Consider the following 22495-nt stretch of genomic DNA (forward strand, 5'->3'; position numbering starts at 1 on the left):
GTCAGTCATCATAAGCTTCATACTTAGGGGGATGTATATGTTATTACAAAAAGAAAGAGAAGAAATTGTAGCGTATGGAAAGAAAATGATTTCTAGTGGTTTAACAAAGGGGACGGGCGGTAATATTAGTATCTTTAATCGTGAACAAGGTCTTGTTGCGATTAGTCCAAGTGGTTTAGATTATTATGAAACAAAGCCTGAAGATGTAGTTATATTAAACTTAGATGGTGAAGTAGTAGAAGGAGAAAGAAAGCCATCAAGTGAACTAGATATGCACCTTATTTATTATAGAAAGCGTGAAGATATAAATGCACTTGTACACACACATTCTCCTTATGCAAAGACGATTGCATCATTAGGATGGGAACTTCCTGCAGTATCGTATTTAATTGCTTTTGCAGGCCCGAATGTACGCTGTGCGCCGTATGAGACATTTGGTACGAAGCAATTAGCAGATGCTGCTTTTGAAGGCATGATTGACCGCCGTGCAGTGTTACTTGCGAATCACGGTTTAATTGCTGGGGCAAATAATATAAAAATGGCGTTTACTATTGCAGAAGAGATTGAGTTTTGTGCTCAAATTTATTATCAAACGAAAAGCGTCGGAGAACCGAAGCTTTTGCCAGAAGATGAGATGGAGAATTTGGCGAAGAAGTTTGAAGGGTATGGGCAGCAGTAGAAATCTAACGGAAATGTTATTCAATGTGTATTAAAATGGCCGTGAAAGAATATATATTCTTCCATGGCCATTTTAGGATTTTAATTATTTAGATATATTTTTGAGTTGCGAATCTAATTTCCAAAAACCGATTCCTGAGAATAGTGCTGCTAATGAACCAATAATTGCAGCAATACCGATATCTCCGAACATCATTCCGCCCATTAAGATACCAAAAATTCCAATTAAGATAAGAATAATAGAAATAGCTTTCATTATACGATACTCCTTAAAACGTAAAAGTTATATGTGATAATATAACATTAATAGATTTTATAATCAAAAATATTTTGTTCAGGAATTGTATTGAGGTAGGAAATATGAATGGTGAATAAAGGGTTAGGAGAAGGAAACGAAAGGAAAAAACATCCTCAAAATTGAGGATGTTTTTACGCTTTCTTAAGCAACAAATACATAAAGTAAGGAGCCCCAATTAAAGCAACGACAATACCTGCTGGAATGCCATTAGGATCAACGATATTTCGCCCGATTGTGTCTGCTAGTAGTAATAACCATCCGCCAATTAAAACGGCGATAGGCATGAATATTTGATGTCTTGGACCTACTAAAGATTTCGCGATATGAGGAGCCATTAATCCGATAAAGCTAATTCCTCCTGTTACGGAAACAGCTGCGGCTGCAAGTGCAACGGCTGCGATTAATAAGTATCTTCGTTCTTTTTCAATTTCAATTCCAACACCGATTGCGACCGGTTCGTTTAATGCTAGAATGTTTAATCGATTTGCTTTATAGAAGACAAATGGGATTAATACAATTAGCCATGGAAGCATTGCTAAAACAAATGTCCAATCATCTCCCCAAATGTTTCCGGCAATCCATTTTGAGATAAAGTCCACTTTCATACGATCAGCGGATGAAATAAGGACAATCATCGCTCCAGATAGTGCAAATGCAAAACCGATACCAGTTAATGTTAATCGTATTGGTTGAAGTCCAGTTGATTTACTATATGAAAATACGTAAATTAGAACAGCTGTCAGAAATGCCCCAATAAATCCAACGACAGGTAGTAAGTAAAGAAATGAACCTACGTCTATTGGAAAGTATAAAAAGAAAATAGCAACAGCAACACCAGCCCCAGAGTTAATACCAAGAATACCAGGTTCAGCTAAATCATTTCGGGTAATTCCTTGCAGAATAGCCCCTGATAAAGCGAGAGCCATACCAGCTAATAATGTAATGACAATTCTAGGTAGTCTTAAAGAGTATAAAACGAACTCCTCTTTAAAAGTCCCTTGCCCCATTAATGTTGGGAGTAGTCGATCATAAGATAAAGATGCTGAACCAAGACCCATTCCAACTACAATGGTTGTGATGATTACTATAAGTAAAGCGAGTATAATGAGACGCTGTTTTCTTAAAATAGATTGCATCATGAGAATGTTTTTCCTCCTTTACGTACAATGAATAGGAAGAATGGTAATCCTACAATCGCGACAATTGCCGCAACTGGTGTTTCGTACGGAGCGTTAATAGTACGTCCGATTGTATCTGCAAGTAGCATAAAGGAAGCTCCAGCAATTGCTGACATCGGTATAACAAATCGGTAATCTGGACCGACAATTGGGCGTACCATGTGAGGTACCATTAAACCGATAAATGCCATATTTCCAACAAGCGCTACAGATGCACCTGCAAGTAAGATAATAATGATAAATAAAATAGTTTTAATAACAATAATTTTTTGACCTAGTCCAATAGCCACTTCCTCACTGAAACTAAGAACTGTCAATTTTTTTGCTAGTAAGATAGCGATAAAGATACTAATTGAAATGACTGGAATAATAATTTTTAATTGGCTCCAAGTTGTTCCAATTACGCCCCCAGCAGTCCAAAGTGATACATCTTGTGAAATTTTAAAGTAAATGCCAATTCCTTCTGAAATTGCGAGTAGAAATGCTGAAACTGCGGCGCCCGCTAATACAATTCGAAGAGGAGAAAGACCGCCTTTTTTCACCATACCAATTCCAAATACCATAATTGCGCCAATTGCAGCACCGATAAAGCAAGCTAACGTTAAGTAAAGATAGCTAATGGAAGGATTGAAAGCAAGTGTTAGTGCAAGCGCAGCATTTGCTCCACCAGATAGCCCTAATAATCCAGGGTCCGCAAGTGGATTTCGTGTTAATCCTTGCATAATTGCTCCAGAAACGGCTAATCCAGCTCCTACAAAAATAGCAGCAACTTCACGTGGTAAACGTATTTCTCGAATAATAGATATTTTGTCTCCTTTAGCGGAGGAAGTGAGTGCTAACCATACATCTTTTATCGAAGTATCTGCAGCACCTAATACCATTGCAACCATAAAAATAAGAAAGAATGCAATTAAGCTTAAAATTAGTTTGTATGTAAAAGCTATAGAACGTGGATTATCATGATCTTTTGTCATTCGTTTCACATCTTTTCTGTTCATAGAATAAAGGAAGAGGAATTCTTAAATTAAGAATTCCTCATGTTTGTATTATTTACCAAGAAAGTTCTTCTTGAAGAAGTCTAGTTGGAAATCTAATGTAAGTGGATCATTGAAATAGAATTCCATCATGTTTGCTTCATATACGCGATTATTTTTTACTGCTGGGATGTTTTTATATGATTCTGTCTCTTGGAATGAGTTATCAGTATCTTTGTTTTTACTTACGATTAAGTAATCACCAGCAAATTCAGGTAATACCTCAGTAGATAATGCGTAGTAACCTTCTTTTAATGCTTTTTCTTTTACTTTTTCAGGCATTTTTAATTTCATTTCTTGGTACAGAATTTCTGTTCCGCGGCCCCAGTTTTCGCCGTATACATAAAGCTGTTTGTTGAAGTTTTCTACAACAGAAACTGTTGCATCTTCACCGATTTTTGCTTTAATTTCTTTACCAGCTTCTTGTGCACGTTTCTTGAAGTCATCAACCCAAGTTTTTGCTTCTTTTTCTTTGTTTAATAACTTACCAATTTCTAAATGCTGTGTTAAGTAATCAACTTTTCCGTAAGTGTATGTTACAGTAGGAGCAATTTTCTTTAACTTATCGACATTTTTAACATTTGATAAACCAATGATTAAATCTGGATTTAGTTCAGCGATTTTTTCAACATTTTCATCTGATACTTCAGCAACATCTTTAAGTTTACTATCAAAACGTGGGTTTTGTTTAGACCATGAATCTACCCCAACAAGATTTACACCTAATGACATTACGTTACCAGCGAATGATGATAGTACAACAACGCGTTTTGGATTTGCAGGAACTTCTACTTTACCATTTTCAGATTGGTATGTAATTGTTTCTGATTTACTACCTTTTGCATCGTTCTTTTTGTCTGTAGAGCCATTGCTACAAGCACTCATAACAAGAACGAAAAGAACTGTTAGTGAAATAAATAACTTTTTCATCGTCTTTCTCCTTTAACATAGATGATATGTGTATACAATAATTTGTTTAACTGTAATCTTTTTGAAAGAGTAGTGGTAAAGCAAAATGATTTATTAAAAATCTTGAATATGAGATTTTATAATATAGTATTAACCATATTAATGAAAGAAGATGTAATCTCAAATTTGCTAATTATTAACAAAATGATAATGATTATCACTATTGATTCTTTAAATAATATAATTTTATATAGGTGTATTGTCAATAGTAATTTTGATTGTAAATTTTGCGGAAACAGGCTATATTTTATTGAGAATGATAATCAATGATTAATAGCTGAGGAGTGAGCACGAATGAATCGAGAAGAATTGTTTGATGTAACCGTGATAGGCGGAGGACCTGCAGGGCTTTATTCAGCTTTTTATAGTGGACTCAGAGAAATGAAAACAAAAATAATAGAATTTCAACCACATTTAGGTGGAAAAATACATGTGTATCCGGAAAAGATGATTTGGGATGTAGGAGGACTATTGCCAGTTACAGGTGATAAGTTAATTGAACAACTTGTACAGCAAGGGTTAACATTTCAGCCGGAAGTTGTATTAGATACAAAAGTAGAATCGATTATTCGTAATCAAGATGGTACTTTTACATTAAAAACAAGTAATGGCGAAGAACACTTTTCAAAAACAGTTATCGTCGCAACAGGAAGTGGTATATTGAAACCGCAAAAGTTATCTATTGAAGGTGCTGAGCGATTTGAAGTATCGAATTTAAATTATACAGTTAAATCTTTAAAGCGTTTCAAAGGTAAAACAGTTATTATTTCCGGTGGAGGCAATTCTGCTGTTGATTGGGCAAATGAATTGGAACCAATTGCGAAAAAAGTGTATGTAACCTATAGAAAAGAAGAATTATCTGGTCATGAAGCACAAGTAAAACAACTTATGAACAGCTCAGCGGAGTGTTTCTTTAATACATCGATTACAAAATTAATTGCTGGTGATAATCATGAAGCGATCGAATATGTAGAATTAACAAATCATGAAACAGGTGAGGTTTCTCACTTACCTATTGATGAAGTTATTATTAATCATGGATATGAACGCGACATTACATTATTAGAAAATAGTGAGTTAGACGTTGCAATTATAGATAATTATTATATTGCAGGTAATGCAAATAGTGAGTCTTCAGTAGATGGATTATATGCTGCTGGAGATATTTTAAAGCATGAAGGGAAACTACACTTAATTGCAGGTGCATTCCAAGATGCTGGAAATGCTGTGAATAAAGCAAAGCAATTTATCCAACCAGATGCAAGTGAGTACGGAATGGTTTCTTCTCATAATGAAGTATTTAAGAAGAGAAATCGCGAACTGATTAAGCAGATGATAAAATAATAAGGAACAAGTATACCCCCACATACTTCTCTATTCAAATGGATGAGAGATGTACGTGGGGGTTTTCCTGTTTACTATATTTTCAATCATTATAATGACACCGGTTTCATCAGTTCATATGATATGAACATTTTTATTGGTAAAGCATCTTAGAAAACAATTTAGCTATGTTTTGCTTGCGCAGAACATGGCTAAATTACGCTGTCCCTTTAGCGCGTTCATTAGGAAATGGCATATTTAGTATAGAAGCAATATATTGTTTTCCATGTTTTCGAGCCAATGATTCTAATATTTGACGGACGCGTTTTGTAAGATGGCCTTGTTTTTTGATGGCTTCACAATATGCGTCATAGAAAGCATATTTAGCCCAAAGGAAATCATCTTGTTGGAATAAGAAATGATTTTTGTACCATTCACCAATTGTATGATAACAATTGTTTTCATGTATTGCTGTGCTTTGAGAAAGAAAACGATCAGATAAAGATACATTCAAATGAGAAATTGTGTTTTCTGTTTCAACTTGTAGTGTTTTTTCTAACATTGTAATGATGTGACGAGTAGCCATATGTTAACTCTCCTTTGTGTAAATGGGTAATACCATTCTATATTTAAAAAATTCTTACTATATAATACTATACAATATATGGAATGCATCTACCTGCTTTTTGAACTGCATTTACAAAATCTTTTTTATTTGTTTACAAAAATAAAGTAAAGTAAGATACAGTATAGATGAAAAAATAATAAAGGAATGAACGCATTGTATATAACAGTAGAAGAGACTGCGGAGTATTTGAATTTACCAAAATCGTATATTGAAGAGTTAATTCAGCAAAAGAAAATTCGTGCGCTATTCGATGGAGAGCAATATTTAGTAAATAAAGAACAATTTAATACACATTTAGAACAAATGGAGAAATATAAGCAATTAGTGGAAGAAATATTGAACGAACCAATTCCAGAAGATATGGATGTTAAAGACGAAGATTAAACTATGGAAAATCCCTTATGAAGATATGCAGAAATGTATATTCATAAGGGATTTTTTGTTTGAAGATATCAAAAACATAAGGAGTTCTTAGCCTTTCCTCAAATTTTGATAGGTAGTAGTCTACCATGTTAAAAGCATATTTTTTTCTAGCTAGGACAAACATAGAGAACGTAACCTGTACAGATACATATACTATCAGTGCAAAAGCTTATAAATTAATGGAAGGGGTTTTCTCGTGAGTTTATTTCATTGTGATTTTCTGAAAGACTTAATTGGATCTTTTGTGAGAGTAAACAGGGGTGGTCCAGAATCTCAAAAAGGGACAATAATATCAGTATGTCCAGACTACTTCGTATTGAAGAATGAAAAAGGTGAGCTTTATTACTATCAACTTAGCCATCTGAAAAGTATTACGAAAAATGCAAAAGACTGTGGATCAAGTGATTGCGATTGGGAAGATTGCGAATGTGCAGACGACTTTGAAGCACTACTTCTAAGCTTCAAATATTGCTGGGTGAAAATTAATCGCGGTGGTCCAGAGAAAGTGGAAGGAATTTTACAAGATGTTTCTTGTGACTTCGTTACATTAATTGTAAAAGAAGAAGTTATATTAATTGCAATAAAGCATATTAAAAGTGTTAACTATAATGCATTAGCATGCGGAGAGAGCGATGAGAGCGACGATAGTAAGGAAAGTAGCGATAATTCAGGTCGCGCTCGCGCACAAAGACAATCAAGTAGAGGAAGATAATAAGAAAGGGGGATACAAAATTGGAGAACGTATTATGCTGTGACCAAATTAAATGTTTAGTTGGTGAGAATGTAAAAGTAAATCTTCGCGGACCAGAAAGTCGAGTAGGGACACTGGTATCGTTAGGAAAAGACTATCTTACATTACAACTACCTCATGGTGAATTAGTATATTATCAGTTGAAACATGTGAAGAGTCTAGTGAAGAAAGTGAAAGAAAGTAAATGTGGCGATTGCTATAGTTCATGTTTCTGCTCTGATGAGGATACTTTTTTAGATATATTAAAAGACTTGAAGTATAAGTGGATAAAAATTAATCGTGGCGGTCCAGAGTGTGTGGAAGGTTTATTAAGTGAGGTACACCATGGCTGTATTACACTAGTAAACGGCGATGAAGTTATTTATGTAATTAAGTCTCATATTAAGAGTGTGAGTCAAGTAGTTAAATGTAAAAAGAATGAAGATGAATAATGTTTAATAAATAAGAGGGGCATTATGAGGGAAAGAGAAGAACAATTTCTTATTTCGATAGTATGAAAAGGAATTACTTACTATTAAAACAGAACTTTGCCCTGATTATTTTTTTAGAAATGGAAGACAGGTAAGAAGAAATTCATAGGAAGGAGGATATAGATGAATGAGTTAAACAAAAGTATTGGAGAAAATATATATGTTAAATTAATCGGTGAAAAAAGATTTAAAGGTGTATTAATTGATGTAGGAAATGATATCGTTGTTCTTTACAATGGACAAGATTACGTATATATATCTTTATATCATGTACAATACTATAAATTTTTAAGACCATATGACGAAGAAATATTAAAACCAGATGTTGATTCTGTAATTAAGAGGGAATCCCCTTCAATTTCTTTGAGAAAAGTATTAAGTACTTCTAAAGGGATTTTTACAGAAGTTTATGTAGCAGGAAATGCTCCAATACATGGTTATGTTACAAGTGTGATGAACGATTATATTGTTTTTTATAGTCCGGTTTATAAAACGGTATATATATCTTTAAAGCATTTAAAATGGTTAATTCCGTATAAAGAAAACCAAGTACCGTATGCCCTCAATAAAAATGAACTCCCCGTAAATCCGTTAAATATTACGTTAGCTAGAACGTTTGAAGAACAGCTTATTAAAATGACAGGGAAAATTATGGTGTTCGATTTAGGTGAGGAGTCCAATAAAATTGGAAAAATGGCGAAAATTGATGAAGGTCATATTGAAATATCAAAAGCACGTGATGCAAAAATGTATGTGAATATTCAACATGTAAAATCTGTCCATTGTCCGTAAGCTAGTTGAAAGGGCTGGCTTTTTCTTTTATATGCAGAAGAAAAGGTCGAGCCTATTTGTTTAGCTCGATTTGAATATGAGGGGAAAATGAATTGAATATAAATATACTATGGTGTGATTTTTTAAAAAAATTTTGCACTTATTTATAAAGAAATGTGTACGAGCTATCTTTTTATGTATTCAATTTATTTTTTGAGGAGGAGCTGCTCAACTAATTTATTAAAGGGGTTTTGTTTGTGGAGCAGTTTCCTAATTCGTTATCAATTACATTGCTTGGTAGTGCTGGTGGAGCAGCAAAAGCAGTTTTAGCAATTTTAAATCAAGCGATAGTAAATGAAAAAGATCCAATTTATGAATCGATAAAGAATGTCAAATTTCATTTGGTTGATATAAAACAAAAAGATAGGACTTATTATGATGAGTTGTTTCCAAATTTGAAAGATCAATTGTTTTTATACGAAATAGACCTTCAAGATGTAGTGAAATTTAAACAACATTTAAAAGAAAAAAGGACGAGTGTTGTTATTGATGTTTCAGGGGCAGATACAATTCGAGTATTAAGCTGCTGTAATGAACTTGGAATTTGTTATATTAATTCAGCCTTGGAAAATGAGGCGGTAGATCAGGACGATAGTTTAATCGGCTTTCAGCTTACGGAAAGATATACAAGGTTTGAGAAGGAGAAAGAGAAATTTACAAATACAAAAGCGATTATAGGTTCAGGGATGAATCCAGGTGTTGTTCAATGGATGGTTGTTGAACTTATGAAGGAACGACCAAATGAAAGGCCAAGAGCATGTTATATTGTAGAACATGATACGTCGTTTTTGAATGATACAGCACTTATAAAGCCACATACACTTTATGCTTCATGGGCAGTAGAGCGATTTTTAGATGAAGCGATCTGGAGTTATCCGATGTATATGAGTCATCATCGTCCTCTTTACTTTTATGAAGATGTATACGCTTCAGAGTATAAAGTGAAGTTAGGAGAAAAAGAATTCTATGGTTGTTTAATGCCACATGAGGAAGTATTAATTTTAGGGAAAAACTTCAATATGGAAGTTGGTTTTCTTTACCGAATTAATGAGTATACAACAAATATAATTAGACAGAACTTAGATCAAGTAGAAGATTTATGGAACTGGAATCGTAAAGTGTTTAATCCAGCGGAAGAAGAGATTGCTGGAGAGGACCTGGTCGGTGTGTTACTCGTTTATGAAAATAGTGAGACATATATGTATAATGTGATGAATAGTAGCCAAGTTTTTCGTAAGTATAAAACGAATGCAACGTATTTCCAGGTAGGGTGCGGGATTTATGCGGGCTTGTGCAGTTTACTTTTAGATCAATTTGAACAAGGTGCTTATTACGTCGAGGAGTTGTTATTAAATACAGAAAGTAAGTACGGTGAGTATTTAAATTTATATATGAAGGATTTTGTAATGGGGCATAATAAATTTACTGATGGATTGTTACATGATAGGGTAAGATGGATGTAAGTTGTTACCAAAAGGAAGGAGAAATCTCCTTCCTTTTAGTATTATAAGGTTAAATATTGCCCTGAAAGCAATTTCATACTTATACTTTAAGGAGATAACAATGAAAGTTTTTTGTATCGATCAAGGGGAGTTTTTATATGAACAAATACAAGAGCTTGATTTATGAAGAAAGAAGAGCCTTAAAGGTATTTATATTATTATTCTATATTATATTCTTTTTATATGACGCTATATATTATTTTGTATATCCTGCTATGAATATTAGTGGAACAGCGGTAGGGTGGCCAGAAGGTAGTCTTGGGATAGGTGTGCCTATATTTGTAATAGCATTATTTCCTATTTCTATATATCTTCAAAAAAGAGGGTATGTATATTCTGTAAAATATTTATTTTTATTTGGGTACATGTTTATCAATCTTGTTAATAATTTAATGATTTATTTGCGAACGGATAGACCTTTTGAACATGGTAGTATGGTAGAAATGTTATTAATTTTATTTGCCCCAGTTTTCGTGAATAGGAAATACTTTTATTTAGTGTCCTTTAGTGTAATTGGAAAGTACGTATTTTTCACATTGCTATTACAAGATTTAAAAGTGATAATTCCACTTGTTTTATGTGTATTTTATTTCATTATTTCACATTCTTTATTAAAACGATTTCAATCTTATGTAAGAACAGTGGTTGAAATGATGAACAATATGAAAGAGACGGAAAATTTAGCTGTGATTGGGACTATGTCTACAACAATTGCCCATGAAATTCGAAATCCGCTAACAGCGTTAAAAGGGTTTACGCAAATGCAAAAAGAAAGAAATCCAACTGATACGATGAGCTACGACATTATGCTACAAGAAATTGAAAGGGTTAATGGATTTGTTAGTGAATTGATGTTGTTAGGAAAACCAAAGCCAACAAATTATGAAAGGTGTAATATACGAGACATCCTTCTATATGTTGTGCATCTAATGGAAAGTTATGCAACGCAATATAGAGTTAAATGTCATTTACAAGTAGATGGGAATTTACCGGCTATAAACGGTGATGATAAGCAATTAAAACAAGTGTTATTAAATATCATTAAAAATGGAATAGAATCAATGCCAGAGGGTGGAGAAATTTATATCCGTGCATATCAAAAAACGCAAGGACATTTGTGTATTTCTGTTGAAGACCAAGGATTTGGTATAGAAAATGAGAAGTTAGAAAAAATCGGCAAGGCGTTTTACACAACAAAGGAGAATGGTACAGGACTTGGATTAATGATTACATATAAAATTATTAAGGAACATCAAGGAAGTATCACAATCCAAAGTAGTGTAGGAGTAGGAACGAAAGTAGAAATTTTTCTTCCGAGCGTTTAATGTATTGAGAGAAAAGATTTTTCAGAAAAGTGTTCTTGTTGTGTAAATATAAACATTTTATAAAATGTTTCAAGAAGGGTTTTTTTTATAAAATACTTCGTTTATAATGGAGGAAAATATCGACATGAGATTGATTGCTCATGTAACGGTTCAGTAGTGTTATGAAAAGATAAGAAGGGGTGCACGCGCATCCTTTTTTCTATGCAGATATTATGAAAGAGGTGGTATGATGGAATTAACATTAAATTCGACTGTATGTTTACATACAATTCAATTTAGAAAAGAGCAAAAGAATTATATTGTAAAAGATACAATTACAGGAGAAAAATATGAAATGCCGCCACTTTGGATTGATGCACTAGCAATGATGCGTGACGGTTTTTTATTGGGAGAAATTGAGGAGAAATTAAAAGAAGAGTATCCAGCTGAAGAAGTAAATATGTTAGCGTTCACGAGGCAACTGTTAGAGCTGGAACTTGTTGAAATGGTAGATGGTGAAGAGATAGCTTGCACAAAGAAGAAAGAGATAGACTGTTTAGCTTGGGTGCGTCCTCGTGTGGAACAATTCTTTCTTAATTTAAATAGAAAATATAGAAGCAAAGGTCAGTAATGACCTTTGCTTTTTTTGTAGCCTCATTTAAAAAATAACAGCGAATGCTCTTGCGAAAGCACCGTCACTATCTTTAATTTTTAAAGGTGCTGCCGAGAAAAAGAAGCGTTTCGCTTCGATAGCATCTAGATTTGTTAAGTTTTCAATTAAATAAATATTATTCCCTAGCAATATGTGATGGATCGGTGATGTTTCTGTCGTTACTTCATCAGGAGAAATGAAATCTAAACCGATAGATTTTACTTTTAATTGAACTAATTCTTCAGCTAACTCTTCAGAAAGATAAAATGCTTCTTTCTCATAAGCTTCCGTATTCCATTTAGTGGATAGATTGGAATGAAAAATAACAATATCACCTTCGTTTATGTCAGCATTATGCAATACTGCCTTAGGTAATTTTCGCTCTTTAATGTGAGTTACATCGATAAGAACGGCTTCGCCTACAAATTGATCAAGGGGTAATTGATCGATGGTCGTTGCGCCTGAAATAAAATGCGCAGGTGCATCACAATGCGTGCCCACATGAACGACGGAATGAAAATCTGTAACTTGATAGCCTGCTTCTTCAACGCTTGTAACAGCTTCTAGTTGTATTTTTGGTGTTCCAGGAAATTGAGACATATTATTTTCAAATGTTTGCGATAGATCAATTACTTTCATTTTACATACCTCCAATATATGTTTTTCAAATAATAAAAAGCTCATCCTTCAATATCAAGAAAGATGAGCTTTGCATGCTAGTTGAGTTTTATCTTCCAAAATGCAATGCATTTTGCAGGAATTAGCACCTATTCAGTTTGTATAAACTGAGGTTGCTGGGCTTCAAAGGGCCGGTCCCTCTGCCTCTCTTGATAAAGAAGTATTCAGTTTTTAAAATCGGAATTTTCCGATAGTTAAATTGTAATTCATTTCCTTTTTGTGTGCAATACAAAATAGGTATTCACCCAAATAAAGCCGCTCGCATATTGTAGCTTATGTAAATACAATGCTGCGAAGGAGTGAGTGCAGTGACAGGAAATGTATTGAATTATTATGCTGGTGGTAATACAGCTAGAGGATTTCATAATTTATACGAAGAGAATTTAAAAGAATTAGACAGATTATTTATCTTAAAGGGTGGTCCAGGAACGGGGAAATCTTCTTTAATAAAGGCAATCGGTCGTGAATGGGTTGAAAAAGGATATGATATCGAATTTTTACATTGTTCTTCTGACAATAAATCGGTTGATGGTGTAATTATCCCAAAATTAAAAGTAGGAATTGTTGATGGGACATCACCGCATGTTATTGAGCCAAAAATGCCAGGAGTTGTTGAAGAGTATATAAATTTAGGAATTGCTTGGGACTCAGATAAACTAAGAAAGCAGAAGTTAGAAATTGAAAGATTTGTTTCAGAAGCAAGCAAAGCTTTTCAGTCTGCTTACGCACGTTTTAAAGAGGCATTGGTTATACATGATGAGTGGGAGAAGATATATATTGATAATATAGATTTTAATAAAGCGAATGAACTAACCGATCAGCTAATCCAGAAATTATTTGCAGATAAAAGCGGGAGACAATCTCTTGTAAAACATCGTTTTTTAGGAGCTGCTACACCGAAAGGAGCAGTTGATTTTGTCCCTAATTTAACAGAAGGGTTACCACATCGTTATTTTATAAAAGGGCGCCCAGGTTCTGGAAAATCAACGATGCTCAAAAAGTTAGCTAAGGCAGCTGAAGAAAAGGGGTTTGAAGTTGAAGTATATCATTGCGGATTTGACCCGAATAGTCTTGATATGGTTATCGTAAGAGAATTAGGTTTTGCAATTTTTGATAGCACGGCACCACATGAATATTTTCCAAGTCGCGAGGGTGATGAAATTATTGATATGTATGCCCTTATTGTTACGCCAGGGACGGATGAGAAATATGCGAAGGAAATTCGTGATGTTTCCATTCAATATAAAGCAAAAATGAATGAGGCGATGTCTTTCTTAGCGAAAGCAAAATCGGTTCGTGATAAATTAGAACGAATTTATATTGCTGCTATGGATTTTTCAATAGTAGATGCATATAAAGAGGAGATTCAAAAAGAGTTTGAACGAATTGCTACTACTGTAATCGAAAAGCAACAATAGACGTTTCATTAGGCTGTCAGTAATTTCTGACAGTTTTTTTGGTATGTAGTAAAATTAGTATTGTATTTGTCGAATTTCCAAGGAAATAATCAAAAAATGGAGGTGTTATGCAATGAGAGAGAAAATCGAGTTGGAGTTAGAAAGAATTGAAAAAGAGAATGATGTAAAAATTTTATTTGCGGTGGAATCAGGGAGTCGTGCTTGGGGATTTCCATCGAAAGATAGCGATTATGATGTTAGGTTTGTTTATATACATCCGGTAGAATGGTATTTATCAATTCATGACAAACGTGATGTAATTGAATATCCAATTAGTGATGATTTAGATATAAGTGGTTGGGATATTAAAAAGGCGTTGCAACTATTCGCGAAGTCGAACCCAGCTTTACTTGAGTGGATTCGATCACCAATTTTTTATTCGAAAAACTCTAATTTTCCAGAACTACTTCAACAGATGAGTGAGAAGAATTTTGATCCAAAAGCAACGATATATCATTATTTACATATGGCGTCGAAAAATTATCGTGAATTTTTGCAAGGTGAGAATGTAAAGCTGAAAAAGTACTTTTATGTATTACGTCCTATTTTAGCTTGTAAGTGGCTAGAAGAGAAAGCAACTTTACCACCTGTAGAATTTGATCGATTGATTACAGAATTACCATTAGAACGTAGTGTATTAGATGAGATTGAAAAGTTGTTAATAAAGAAAAAAGCAGGTACTGAATTAGATGTTGGATTGAAAATTAAGGTGCTAAATCAATTTTTAGAAGAACAAATTCATTACTATGGGCAATATGTAAAAGGAATTGAAAAGGGATCAGGGATCGATATTGAAATTTTAAATACACTATTTCGAGACATGCTGTTTGGAGCATATGAAAAAGAGCACAAGTAAGTTTGTGCTCTTTTTATTTTGTAGGAATGAAGAAAACAGATATAGCTGCGATAAGACCTGCAAAGGAGAATAAGTAAAAATTCCATGCTAAGTCATATTGCATTGTCATAATAATACCGATGAGAATAGGGCCAGCAATTGCACCAACTCGGCCAAGTCCCAGTCCCCAGCCTAAGGAGGTAGCTCGGATATGTGATGGGAAGTATTGTGTTACATATGCATTTAATATTTGAGTAATACCGACCGATCCAATACCAGCAAGGCCAATTAAAAGATAAATGATTGTAACAGATGGCTTAATTGTTAATAGTCCGATACATATGGCTGCCATAAGATAAGAGATGCTAATAACAATTTTTGCGCCTATACGATCAGCAATTGCTCCAGCGAATAACGCACCAACAGCTGCGGTAATATTTAGCATAAGTAGAAAAGACAGACTAGATCCAAGAGGATATCCCGCCTGGCGCATCATCTGTGGTAACCAAGTATTTAAACCGTATATTAAAAACATTCCCATTATATAAGTGATCCAAAAAAGTAGTGTTGCTTTTATGTATTCTTTTGAGAATAAAGTAAAAAATCCATTTTTCTTTCGTATAGTAGATGGAGCTTGATGAGTTTTATTTTTTACATGAAATTCAATTTGAAAACGATTAAGAATTTGGTTCACTTCTTCTTGGCGATTACGTGATAATAAAAATTGAATGGACTCAGGTAAATAGCGAATAATGAAAGGAATGAGGAGTAGTGGAATCATTCCGATACCAAACATAATTCTCCATCCGAAATCTTCTAACATAAACATAGACAAAATAGCACCTAATACGATACCTAAAGGATAGCCAGTAAACATAAGAGCATAAATAAAAGATTGCCTTTTTTTTGGTGAATATTCAACAGTAAGTGCTGAAGCCGTTGGGATAACACCGCCTAATCCGATTCCTCCTATAAATCGAGATAATCCAAATAACTCAGGAGAAGAAGCGATAGCCGCTAAACCCATTGTGATAGAAAAAAGTGCTAAACAGCATATAAGCGTCCATTTACGCCCAATTAGATCTGTAATCGTTCCAACTAGAATAGCCCCAATAAACATCCCAAATAAAGCATAGCTTGCAATTGTACCAGCGTGCGCTGGTGATAGCGCCCAGCTTTTGTCTTCTAGGAGCTTTGGTAGAACGGCACCGTAAATACCTAAATCATATCCATCAGCTAAAATGGCTAGCCAACAAATAAAAACAACAAGTTTTGTAATAGAGCTTGAAAAGATAGTTTCTGTAGATTCTAGATGAGGTGGAGCTGAAGGTTGCATAATATTCACCCCTTTTAATTTGTAGATGAATATATTATTTTATTTAATGTTAATATTTTCCTTCCTGTGTCGAAATTTATCTGAACAGGTTTTATAACAAATAAAGAAGTTCAACCGTAATTCTGTTGAACTTCTTTATTTGTTTACTCATTATCAACGCGTTTTAACGGTTGATCTGCTGGGCCTTCAAGAACGTCTCCCTCAATTGAAAAACGAGAACCATGGCAAGGACAATCCCAAGTACAATCACCATTATTCCATTCAACTTCACAGCCGAGATGTGTACAAGTTGTATCGACGATATGTAATTTTCCTTCTTTGTCCTTATAAGCACCTGCTCGTTTACCGTTAACATGTACGACAGATCCTTCACCAACTTCGAGATCTTCTGGCTTACGTAATGCGGTTTCAATCTTTCCTTCAATTAAATGTTTCGCAACATCAATGTTCTGGGAGAGGAACGTTTTTATATCTGGATTTGCATGGAAGCGTGATGGTGCATACAGTTCTTTATAGGGACTGTGGACTTTTAAGATGGAGTCCTTCAGTAGGTGAGCGGCAGCAGTTCCAGTTGTCATGCCCCATTTGCGATATCCAGTTGCAACAAAGATATTTGGATTTCTTTCGTTAATATGTCCGATATAAGGAAGCTTATCTAGAGTGATTAAATCTTGTGCTGACCATCTATAAGGAACCTCGTCTATTCCAAAAGTTGCTTCAGCAAAAGAATAGAGTGCTTCATAATGAAGCATCGTATTTATTCCTTGTCCTGTTTTATGACTCTCTCCGCCAATCAAAATTAATTTTTCTCCATTGTTTGTTATATAGCGTAAGGAGCGCTTTGGATCATCAATACTTAAATACATGCCACCTGGATAATCCGTTTTTGCTTTTATTGCAAGAGCGTAGGAGCGTTCTGCATACATTCGCGTAAAGAAAAAGCTATTTGCATCATAAAAAGGAAAATGTGAACAAGAGACGACATATTCACAAGTGATATGATGGCCCTCTTTTGTAATTATTTGTGGATGATCTCCCTTTTCCACATCCATAGCTGTTGTTTGTTCGTAGAGCTTTCCGCCCATCTCCACAAACTTTTCTAAAAGTGTTTTTAAATAAAGAAGGGGATGGAATTGTGCTTGATTTTTCATTATAAGCGCAGATTGTACTGGAATAGGAATCGATAGAGATTGAACATAGTCACAAGGTATATTTAATTTTTGATAAGCTTCATATTCTTTCGATAAATTTCTTAATCCGTTATCGGTAGTTGTATATAAATATGAATCTTCATTTGAGAAATTACAGTCGATTTTATATGTTTGAACAGTTTCATTTATGAATTGTAGAGCCTGATTATTTGATTCATAGTAAAGCCCGGCCTTTTCTACACCGAAATGGTTTATTAATTCATCATAAATAAGATCATGTTGTGCTGTTACTTTCGCTGTTGTATGCCCAGTCGTTCCGTTTAAAATACGACCAGAATCAATTAAAACAACATCGATGCCTTCTTTTGCAAGTAAATAGGCAGTAGTAATACCTGTAATACCAGCACCGATAATAGCAACTTTTGTCTTTATATTTTCGGATAAACGAGGGAAAGTAGGAAACTGAGTAGATTCAATCCAATAAGATAGCGGCAGTTGTGGAAATGTATCACTTGTCATTGCGGAAACCTCCTGATTTTAGAACAATTTTCTTTTTAATATTTCCATAATATATGAAATTCATGTGTGTTGTTTTAGAAGTAGTCTATTTTTATTAAAAGAGGTTATAAATTATTTTAATATAATTAATTAGATGGGGCATTATGAAGTGGTAGGATTTATATAAAACTAAATTCAAGTGATTCTGTTTGTTGATTACATAGGGAGTTATTGAATGAGATAGAGTCTATGGCGTTTAAGAAAATGTCTATATATAGTGGGTAAATCCTTATGGAATCTATACATTTTCTTTAGTGAAATAAAGTATGATTATAAAAATATAACCACCTTTTATTACTAGGTCATAAAAGGTGTTGACAATATAGAAATTCTATTGTTATGATTCATCATGTGGAAAGGTTGATAGAGAGTAAAAAGAGAAATGTTTTTCATTGATAATAAAAGCGAAAAATAAGTGACGATAGAGTGAGTATATTTTCCTTATAATAGATGCTTTTTGGATCATCTAGTAAAATCAATCTGGAAGCAAGAATTGATATATGTAAGTTGCGCAAGGCGCGGCATAAGAAAGGAGCAAAAGGATGAAGGAGCTTCATACGTTTGGGTGGTATGCAGCACGTGTATCACCACATTTGCCGAAAAAAGCATTTAAACCAGTGCCTACTCGTTTATTTGGTGGACTGGCTTATTTGCTTGTGGCATTGGCGGGGTTAATATCGATTGGTGTATTTGAATTGAATGTGTGGGCGAATCTAGGAATTGCGATTGTTCTTGGATTATGTTTTGCTTCACTAGGATTTTTAGGGCATGAAATTTTACATGGAACTGTTGTAAGAAAGGCATGGCTTCGTGACTTCTTAGGCGCGATTGCATTTATGCCATTATCAACAGGGCCAAAGCTTTGGAGAAAGTGGCATAATGCAACGCATCATGTTCATACACAGCATGAAGAGAATGATCCAGATGCATGGCCGACACTTGAGAAACTTAAGAAGAGTAAGTTTTTGAGTTGGGTATATCGTATGCCTTTACATGTACGTTCATTCTTTAGTTTTCTGTCACTAACAATTCAATTTACATTGCATTCGACTCGAATGTTCTTTCATTTTATAAAAGAGTTCAAGTCATCCAATCAAAAATCTGTATGGCTTCAACTTCTTTTGCCTTGGACAGTTTGGATTAGTTTATTGTTTATTATGGGACCTGGAAAATGGTTATTTGCATATGTCATTCCGTTGTTAATTGCTAACTTTATTGTAATGGCATATATCGCAACAAATCACCGCTTAAATCCAATTGTTCCAGTAAATGATCCGTTAGCAAACTGTTTATCAGTAACAGTGCCGCGCTGGGTAGACGTTTTACATTTCAATTTCTCATATCATACAGAACACCATCTGTTTCCTGCTATGAGCTCTAAATACTATCCGTTAGTAAAAGAGAAGATTAAAGAAATGTGGCCGGAACGTTATCACGAAATGCCGATGACAAAAGCATTAGCAGCCCTATGGAATACACCACGTGTGTATTATCACGGAAGTGAATTAGTGGATCCGCATAGAGAGCATTTCTATGGTTCTTTAGGAAATGGACTAGATCCTCATAATATTTCATATCGTGAGGAACATATAGAGGAAGACGAGAGTATTAAAAAAGTAAATCAGTAAAATTAATATATTTTTGCAGTGAAAAAGCAAGCCATCTCAGGCTTGCTTTTTCTTATAAAGAAACTTCCTTTTTGTTCTTTTTATGGAATTGGACGGAGTTAGTTTCTTTTCGTTGTAGTCGTTTTTCTAAAAGATTAACGAAATAAGTAAATAGAAGAACAAGTACGAGATAGTATGCACCAACGATTATGTAAGTATCTAATTGTTGGAAGTTACCTGCTGCAATTGATAAACCTGATCCCCATAATTCGGACAGTCCTACGTAAGCGACAAGTGAAGAGTCTTTTAATCCGATAATAAATTGATTTCCTAGAGGAGGAAGAGACAGACGAAATGCTTGTGGTAATATAATCCGGCGCATAGCTAAAGGGTAAGGCATACCTAAGGAGCGAGCGGCTTCCAATTGTCCCCGGTCGACGGATTGAATGGATCCTCGGAAAATTTCCGTAATATATGCACCGTTATGAATTGCTAAAGCGATTGCTCCTGCCCAAAAAGGGGAGAAAACAATGACAGATGTAATGCCAAAATAGAGAATTGCGATTTGAACGATTAAAGGTGTACCACGAATAATAGCAATATAGATATGAGCGATACTATTTAAAACTTTATTGTTAGAGATTCGAAAGAAAGCGAATAATAATCCAATTAATGAACCGAGTACTAGGGAAGTTAATGTTAATTGTAATGTGACAATAGTAGCTTTTAAGAGTGTGGGATAGGTAGAGATAAAAATTTCAAACATGCGTTTCACCTCATATTGTATAGATTTTAGTAGAGAATGAAATGCCCCACATAAAATGAACACTTAATCAGTGGGGCACTGTTTATGAATCTTTTGAATGGCTAACTTACTTACTTCGTTTTTTCCTCTTCACCAAGAATATTACGCCCGAACCATTTTTTACTGATTTTTTCATACGTACCATCTTTAATGATTTCATCTAACGCTTTATTTACTTTCTCAACCATTTCTTTATCATCTTTGCGAATAGCAATTCCCATTTCATCAAGATTTAATGGTTTTCCGGCTTCTTTTATATTTGATTTTCCTTCTTTTATCATACGTAGACCAACCATTTGATCCGTAATTACTGCGTCGACACGCCCAGGCTCTAAGTCCATAAGAGCAGTAATATCGCTGTCATATTCTGTGATTTGATCTGTATATTTTGCAACAAGATTTTTAAAGGTACTAGCTTTTACAACACCAATTTTCTTACCTTTTAAATCTTCTGGAGAAGAGATAGCGGTATTCTTTTTAGCTACAAAAATTTGGGCGCCAGAACGATAGTACGGATTTGAGAAACTAACAGCTTTTAAGCGCTCCTCTGTAATTGCCATACTACCCAGTATTACATCATATTTCTTCGCTTGAAGACCTTGAATTAGCGTTTCCCATGGGTTTGTAACTGGCGTAGCCTTCATGTTCATCTTTTTAGCAAGAGCTTCACCGATTTCTACATCAAAGCCGACAAGTTTCCCGTCATTTTCTTTATAGTTAAAAGGTTTGTATAATCCACTCATCGCATAGCGAAATTCTTTTTCACCATTTGATGAAGTAGTAGAGCTTTCTTTGCTACAAGCTCCTAGTATGAAGGATGTACATAGTGTAATGCTCGCAACAATGGTTAATAGTTTTCTTTTCATAAAACCCCTCCTATATATTGATCATACGGATGGTTTTTTAGTATGTTATTGAAATATTTTATTTGGATGATTAGTTGTGCACCGTATGAATGTATTCCTTTTCGTTTGAAACAGAAGTTACATTATAAAACGTTGCGTAAAAATTGTTTTGCTCGTTCATGTGATGGAGCTGAAAAGAATTGTGCTGGCGTAGCATCTTCTACAATCTTTCCATCATCCATAAAGATGACGCGATCAGCTACGTCTCTTGCGAAATTCATTTCATGAGTAACAATAACCATTGTCATCCCTTCTTCAGCAAGTTCTTTCATAACTTGCAATACTTCTCCAACAAGTTCAGGGTCTAAAGCTGAGGTAGGTTCATCAAATAGCATAATCTTAGGGCTCATTGCAAGAGCTCGTGCAATGGCAATGCGCTGTTTTTGACCACCTGAAAGAAGATGAGGAGTTACATCCGCTTTATCTTGAAGGCCGACTTTTTGGAGAAGTTGATTTCCAATATCCTTTGCATTTGCTTTCTCTAATTTTTTTACGTGAATAGGTGCTTCTATGATGTTTTCTAGTGAGGTCATATGAGGAAAGAGGTTAAAGTGCTGAAAAACCATACCGACATTTTCACGGACTTTATTTAAATTTGAATGCTTTGGATCAATTCGCTCACCTTGTAAGTGAATTTCGCCTTCATCGTACATTTCTAAAAAGTTAAGACAGCGAAGTAATGTACTTTTACCAGAACCACTGGCACCAATTAAAACAACAACTTCTTTTTCTTTTACTTCTAAATCAATTCCTTTTAACACATCAAGTGAACCGAATGATTTTACTAGATTTCGAACTTGAATCATACAAAACCCCCAGTTAAAAATATATTTTACAAATGTTGCCCCTTATTTCTGTTATTAGTCACAAATTGTCAGAATCCTTTATTTTTTTCGTGCAATTTGATATTCAAAGAAATAATAATTTTTAAAATCCCTATATCCTTCTATAATGAAAATATGGATAATAATATATAGGTAGTATTTATATTGCTTATAAAAAGGGGGAAAGGGAAGATGGAAAAAGAAAGGAAAACATTTTCTTTTGGATTACGTACACAACTTATGCTATTCACTACAGTTTTAGCTCTCATTACATATTCAACAAGTATATTTTTTATTT

The 22495-nt window shown here is 34.3% G+C and carries 23 protein-coding genes and 1 riboswitch; of the genes, 12 read left to right on the forward strand and 11 right to left on the reverse strand.

What is annotated here, in order from left to right:
• Nucleotides 1–37: 37 nt before the first annotated feature.
• Nucleotides 38–679: an L-fuculose-phosphate aldolase gene (locus ATL10_RS21100; RefSeq protein ID WP_000926548.1), complete on the forward strand. Its 642-nt coding sequence runs from the start codon at nucleotides 38–40 to the stop codon at nucleotides 677–679.
• An 84-nt stretch (nucleotides 680–763) separates the two neighbouring features.
• Here the strand turns inward: ATL10_RS21100 and ATL10_RS31350 are convergent, their stop codons facing one another.
• The 4 genes from ATL10_RS31350 to ATL10_RS21115 form a co-directional block, all read right to left on the reverse strand.
• Entirely contained in the window at nucleotides 764–934 is a 171-nt protein-coding gene (locus tag ATL10_RS31350; protein WP_000644466.1) for a hypothetical protein, read from the reverse strand.
• Between the two features lie 173 nt (nucleotides 935–1107).
• Entirely contained in the window at nucleotides 1108–2115 is a 1008-nt protein-coding gene (locus tag ATL10_RS21105) for a FecCD family ABC transporter permease (RefSeq protein ID WP_016083701.1), read from the reverse strand.
• Nucleotides 2112–3152, reverse strand: coding sequence for a FecCD family ABC transporter permease (locus ATL10_RS21110; RefSeq protein ID WP_002025239.1), 1041 nt, complete (start codon nucleotides 3150–3152; stop codon nucleotides 2112–2114). The genes ATL10_RS21105 and ATL10_RS21110 overlap by 4 nt, the downstream gene beginning before the upstream one ends.
• A gap of 48 nt (nucleotides 3153–3200) precedes the next feature.
• Nucleotides 3201–4118 (reverse strand): iron-hydroxamate ABC transporter substrate-binding protein, encoded by a 918-nt coding sequence (locus ATL10_RS21115; protein ID WP_090978196.1) that lies wholly within the window; start codon nucleotides 4116–4118, stop codon nucleotides 3201–3203.
• Nucleotides 4119–4451: 333 nt separating this feature from the next.
• Here ATL10_RS21115 and ATL10_RS21125 point away from each other — a divergent pair, with 333 nt between their 5' ends.
• Nucleotides 4452–5501 (forward strand): NAD(P)/FAD-dependent oxidoreductase, encoded by a 1050-nt coding sequence (locus ATL10_RS21125; RefSeq protein ID WP_110497461.1) that lies wholly within the window; start codon nucleotides 4452–4454, stop codon nucleotides 5499–5501.
• A gap of 196 nt (nucleotides 5502–5697) precedes the next feature.
• Here the strand turns inward: ATL10_RS21125 and ATL10_RS21135 are convergent, their stop codons facing one another.
• On the reverse strand, nucleotides 5698–6066 hold the full coding sequence (locus ATL10_RS21135) for a hypothetical protein (RefSeq protein ID WP_000235474.1): 369 nt from the start codon (nucleotides 6064–6066) through the stop codon (nucleotides 5698–5700).
• A 186-nt stretch (nucleotides 6067–6252) separates the two neighbouring features.
• Between ATL10_RS21135 and ATL10_RS21140 the strand changes: the two genes are divergently transcribed.
• From ATL10_RS21140 to ATL10_RS21170, 7 genes are all read left to right on the forward strand, one after another.
• Nucleotides 6253–6492 carry a helix-turn-helix domain-containing protein gene (locus tag ATL10_RS21140; protein WP_001998970.1) on the forward strand — a complete coding sequence of 80 codons (240 nt, stop codon included), beginning with the start codon at nucleotides 6253–6255 and terminating at the stop codon, nucleotides 6490–6492.
• A gap of 235 nt (nucleotides 6493–6727) precedes the next feature.
• Nucleotides 6728–7243, forward strand: a complete 516-nt coding sequence (locus tag ATL10_RS21145) for a hypothetical protein (RefSeq protein ID WP_053565371.1) — start codon at nucleotides 6728–6730, stop codon at nucleotides 7241–7243.
• Nucleotides 7244–7263: 20 nt separating this feature from the next.
• Nucleotides 7264–7713: a PI-PLC domain-containing protein gene (locus ATL10_RS21150; RefSeq protein ID WP_065229680.1), complete on the forward strand. Its 450-nt coding sequence runs from the start codon at nucleotides 7264–7266 to the stop codon at nucleotides 7711–7713.
• A gap of 162 nt (nucleotides 7714–7875) precedes the next feature.
• A complete protein-coding gene (locus tag ATL10_RS21155) occupies nucleotides 7876–8544 on the forward strand; it encodes an LSm family protein (protein ID WP_053565369.1) in 669 nt (222 codons plus the stop codon).
• A 236-nt stretch (nucleotides 8545–8780) separates the two neighbouring features.
• A complete protein-coding gene (locus tag ATL10_RS21160) occupies nucleotides 8781–10046 on the forward strand; it encodes an S-adenosylmethionine decarboxylase related protein (RefSeq protein WP_098236027.1) in 1266 nt (421 codons plus the stop codon).
• Between the two features lie 137 nt (nucleotides 10047–10183).
• A complete protein-coding gene (locus ATL10_RS21165; RefSeq protein WP_090978200.1) occupies nucleotides 10184–11410 on the forward strand; it encodes an ATP-binding protein in 1227 nt (408 codons plus the stop codon).
• A gap of 229 nt (nucleotides 11411–11639) precedes the next feature.
• A complete protein-coding gene (locus ATL10_RS21170) occupies nucleotides 11640–12020 on the forward strand; it encodes a hypothetical protein (protein ID WP_016083694.1) in 381 nt (126 codons plus the stop codon).
• 27 nt (nucleotides 12021–12047) lie between these two features.
• Here ATL10_RS21170 and ATL10_RS21175 read toward each other — a convergent pair whose 3' ends face one another.
• A complete protein-coding gene (locus tag ATL10_RS21175) occupies nucleotides 12048–12680 on the reverse strand; it encodes a cyclase family protein (RefSeq protein WP_090978202.1) in 633 nt (210 codons plus the stop codon).
• 85 nt (nucleotides 12681–12765) lie between these two features.
• Nucleotides 12766–12878, reverse strand: a riboswitch (SAM riboswitch).
• A gap of 149 nt (nucleotides 12879–13027) precedes the next feature.
• On the opposite strand from ATL10_RS21175, the gene ATL10_RS21180 reads away from it, so the two are divergent.
• Nucleotides 13028–14137 carry a PRK06851 family protein gene (locus tag ATL10_RS21180; RefSeq protein ID WP_090978204.1) on the forward strand — a complete coding sequence of 370 codons (1110 nt, stop codon included), beginning with the start codon at nucleotides 13028–13030 and terminating at the stop codon, nucleotides 14135–14137.
• Nucleotides 14138–14249: 112 nt separating this feature from the next.
• Nucleotides 14250–15032 carry a nucleotidyltransferase domain-containing protein gene (locus tag ATL10_RS21185; protein WP_001208233.1) on the forward strand — a complete coding sequence of 261 codons (783 nt, stop codon included), beginning with the start codon at nucleotides 14250–14252 and terminating at the stop codon, nucleotides 15030–15032.
• A 13-nt stretch (nucleotides 15033–15045) separates the two neighbouring features.
• On the opposite strand, the gene ATL10_RS21190 is transcribed toward ATL10_RS21185, so the two are convergent.
• Both ATL10_RS21190 and ATL10_RS21195 read right to left on the reverse strand, forming a co-directional pair.
• On the reverse strand, nucleotides 15046–16347 hold the full coding sequence (locus ATL10_RS21190) for an MFS transporter (protein ID WP_001183092.1): 1302 nt from the start codon (nucleotides 16345–16347) through the stop codon (nucleotides 15046–15048).
• A gap of 143 nt (nucleotides 16348–16490) precedes the next feature.
• Nucleotides 16491–18017: an FAD-dependent oxidoreductase gene (locus tag ATL10_RS21195; RefSeq protein WP_000199977.1), complete on the reverse strand. Its 1527-nt coding sequence runs from the start codon at nucleotides 18015–18017 to the stop codon at nucleotides 16491–16493.
• A 581-nt stretch (nucleotides 18018–18598) separates the two neighbouring features.
• Between ATL10_RS21195 and desB the strand changes: the two genes are divergently transcribed.
• Nucleotides 18599–19684: a Delta(10) desaturase DesB gene (gene desB / locus ATL10_RS21200; RefSeq protein WP_000661219.1), complete on the forward strand. Its 1086-nt coding sequence runs from the start codon at nucleotides 18599–18601 to the stop codon at nucleotides 19682–19684.
• A 52-nt stretch (nucleotides 19685–19736) separates the two neighbouring features.
• Here the strand turns inward: desB and ATL10_RS21205 are convergent, their stop codons facing one another.
• The 3 genes from ATL10_RS21205 to ATL10_RS21215 all read right to left on the reverse strand — a co-directional run bounded on the left by ATL10_RS21205 (nucleotide 19737) and on the right by ATL10_RS21215 (nucleotide 22179).
• Nucleotides 19737–20492, reverse strand: a complete 756-nt coding sequence (locus tag ATL10_RS21205; protein ID WP_141541772.1) for an amino acid ABC transporter permease — start codon at nucleotides 20490–20492, stop codon at nucleotides 19737–19739.
• Between the two features lie 47 nt (nucleotides 20493–20539).
• Nucleotides 20540–21334, reverse strand: coding sequence for an ABC transporter substrate-binding protein (locus ATL10_RS21210; RefSeq protein WP_000823754.1), 795 nt, complete (start codon nucleotides 21332–21334; stop codon nucleotides 20540–20542).
• Nucleotides 21335–21456: 122 nt separating this feature from the next.
• Complete coding sequence (locus ATL10_RS21215) at nucleotides 21457–22179, reverse strand: amino acid ABC transporter ATP-binding protein (protein ID WP_053565361.1); 723 nt, start codon at nucleotides 22177–22179, stop codon at nucleotides 21457–21459.
• Between the last annotated feature and the right edge of the window lie 316 nt (nucleotides 22180–22495).

Origin of the sequence: Bacillus sp. 196mf (assembly GCF_003217275.1) — a bacterium.
GTDB lineage: Bacteria > Bacillota > Bacilli > Bacillales > Bacillaceae_G > Bacillus_A > Bacillus_A thuringiensis_S.

What these genes read in the sequence shown, in the direction of transcription:
- ATL10_RS21100 (WP_000926548.1), top strand. Translation starts at nt 38, where the DNA reads ATGTTATTACAAAAAGAAAGAGAAGAAATTGTAGCGTATGGAAAGAAA.
- ATL10_RS31350 (WP_000644466.1), bottom strand. Translation starts at nt 934, where the DNA reads ATGAAAGCTATTTCTATTATTCTTATCTTAATTGGAATTTTTGGTATC.
- ATL10_RS21105 (WP_016083701.1), bottom strand. Translation starts at nt 2,115, where the DNA reads ATGATGCAATCTATTTTAAGAAAACAGCGTCTCATTATACTCGCTTTA.
- ATL10_RS21110 (WP_002025239.1), bottom strand. Translation starts at nt 3,152, where the DNA reads ATGAACAGAAAAGATGTGAAACGAATGACAAAAGATCATGATAATCCA.
- ATL10_RS21115 (WP_090978196.1), bottom strand. Translation starts at nt 4,118, where the DNA reads ATGAAAAAGTTATTTATTTCACTAACAGTTCTTTTCGTTCTTGTTATG.
- ATL10_RS21125 (WP_110497461.1), top strand. Translation starts at nt 4,452, where the DNA reads ATGAATCGAGAAGAATTGTTTGATGTAACCGTGATAGGCGGAGGACCT.
- ATL10_RS21135 (WP_000235474.1), bottom strand. Translation starts at nt 6,066, where the DNA reads ATGGCTACTCGTCACATCATTACAATGTTAGAAAAAACACTACAAGTT.
- ATL10_RS21140 (WP_001998970.1), top strand. Translation starts at nt 6,253, where the DNA reads ATGAACGCATTGTATATAACAGTAGAAGAGACTGCGGAGTATTTGAAT.
- ATL10_RS21155 (WP_053565369.1), top strand. Translation starts at nt 7,876, where the DNA reads ATGAATGAGTTAAACAAAAGTATTGGAGAAAATATATATGTTAAATTA.
- ATL10_RS21165 (WP_090978200.1), top strand. Translation starts at nt 10,184, where the DNA reads ATGAACAAATACAAGAGCTTGATTTATGAAGAAAGAAGAGCCTTAAAG.
- ATL10_RS21170 (WP_016083694.1), top strand. Translation starts at nt 11,640, where the DNA reads ATGGAATTAACATTAAATTCGACTGTATGTTTACATACAATTCAATTT.
- ATL10_RS21175 (WP_090978202.1), bottom strand. Translation starts at nt 12,680, where the DNA reads ATGAAAGTAATTGATCTATCGCAAACATTTGAAAATAATATGTCTCAA.
- ATL10_RS21185 (WP_001208233.1), top strand. Translation starts at nt 14,250, where the DNA reads ATGAGAGAGAAAATCGAGTTGGAGTTAGAAAGAATTGAAAAAGAGAAT.
- ATL10_RS21190 (WP_001183092.1), bottom strand. Translation starts at nt 16,347, where the DNA reads ATGCAACCTTCAGCTCCACCTCATCTAGAATCTACAGAAACTATCTTT.
- ATL10_RS21195 (WP_000199977.1), bottom strand. Translation starts at nt 18,017, where the DNA reads ATGACAAGTGATACATTTCCACAACTGCCGCTATCTTATTGGATTGAA.
- desB (WP_000661219.1), top strand. Translation starts at nt 18,599, where the DNA reads ATGAAGGAGCTTCATACGTTTGGGTGGTATGCAGCACGTGTATCACCA.
- ATL10_RS21210 (WP_000823754.1), bottom strand. Translation starts at nt 21,334, where the DNA reads ATGAAAAGAAAACTATTAACCATTGTTGCGAGCATTACACTATGTACA.
- ATL10_RS21215 (WP_053565361.1), bottom strand. Translation starts at nt 22,179, where the DNA reads ATGATTCAAGTTCGAAATCTAGTAAAATCATTCGGTTCACTTGATGTG.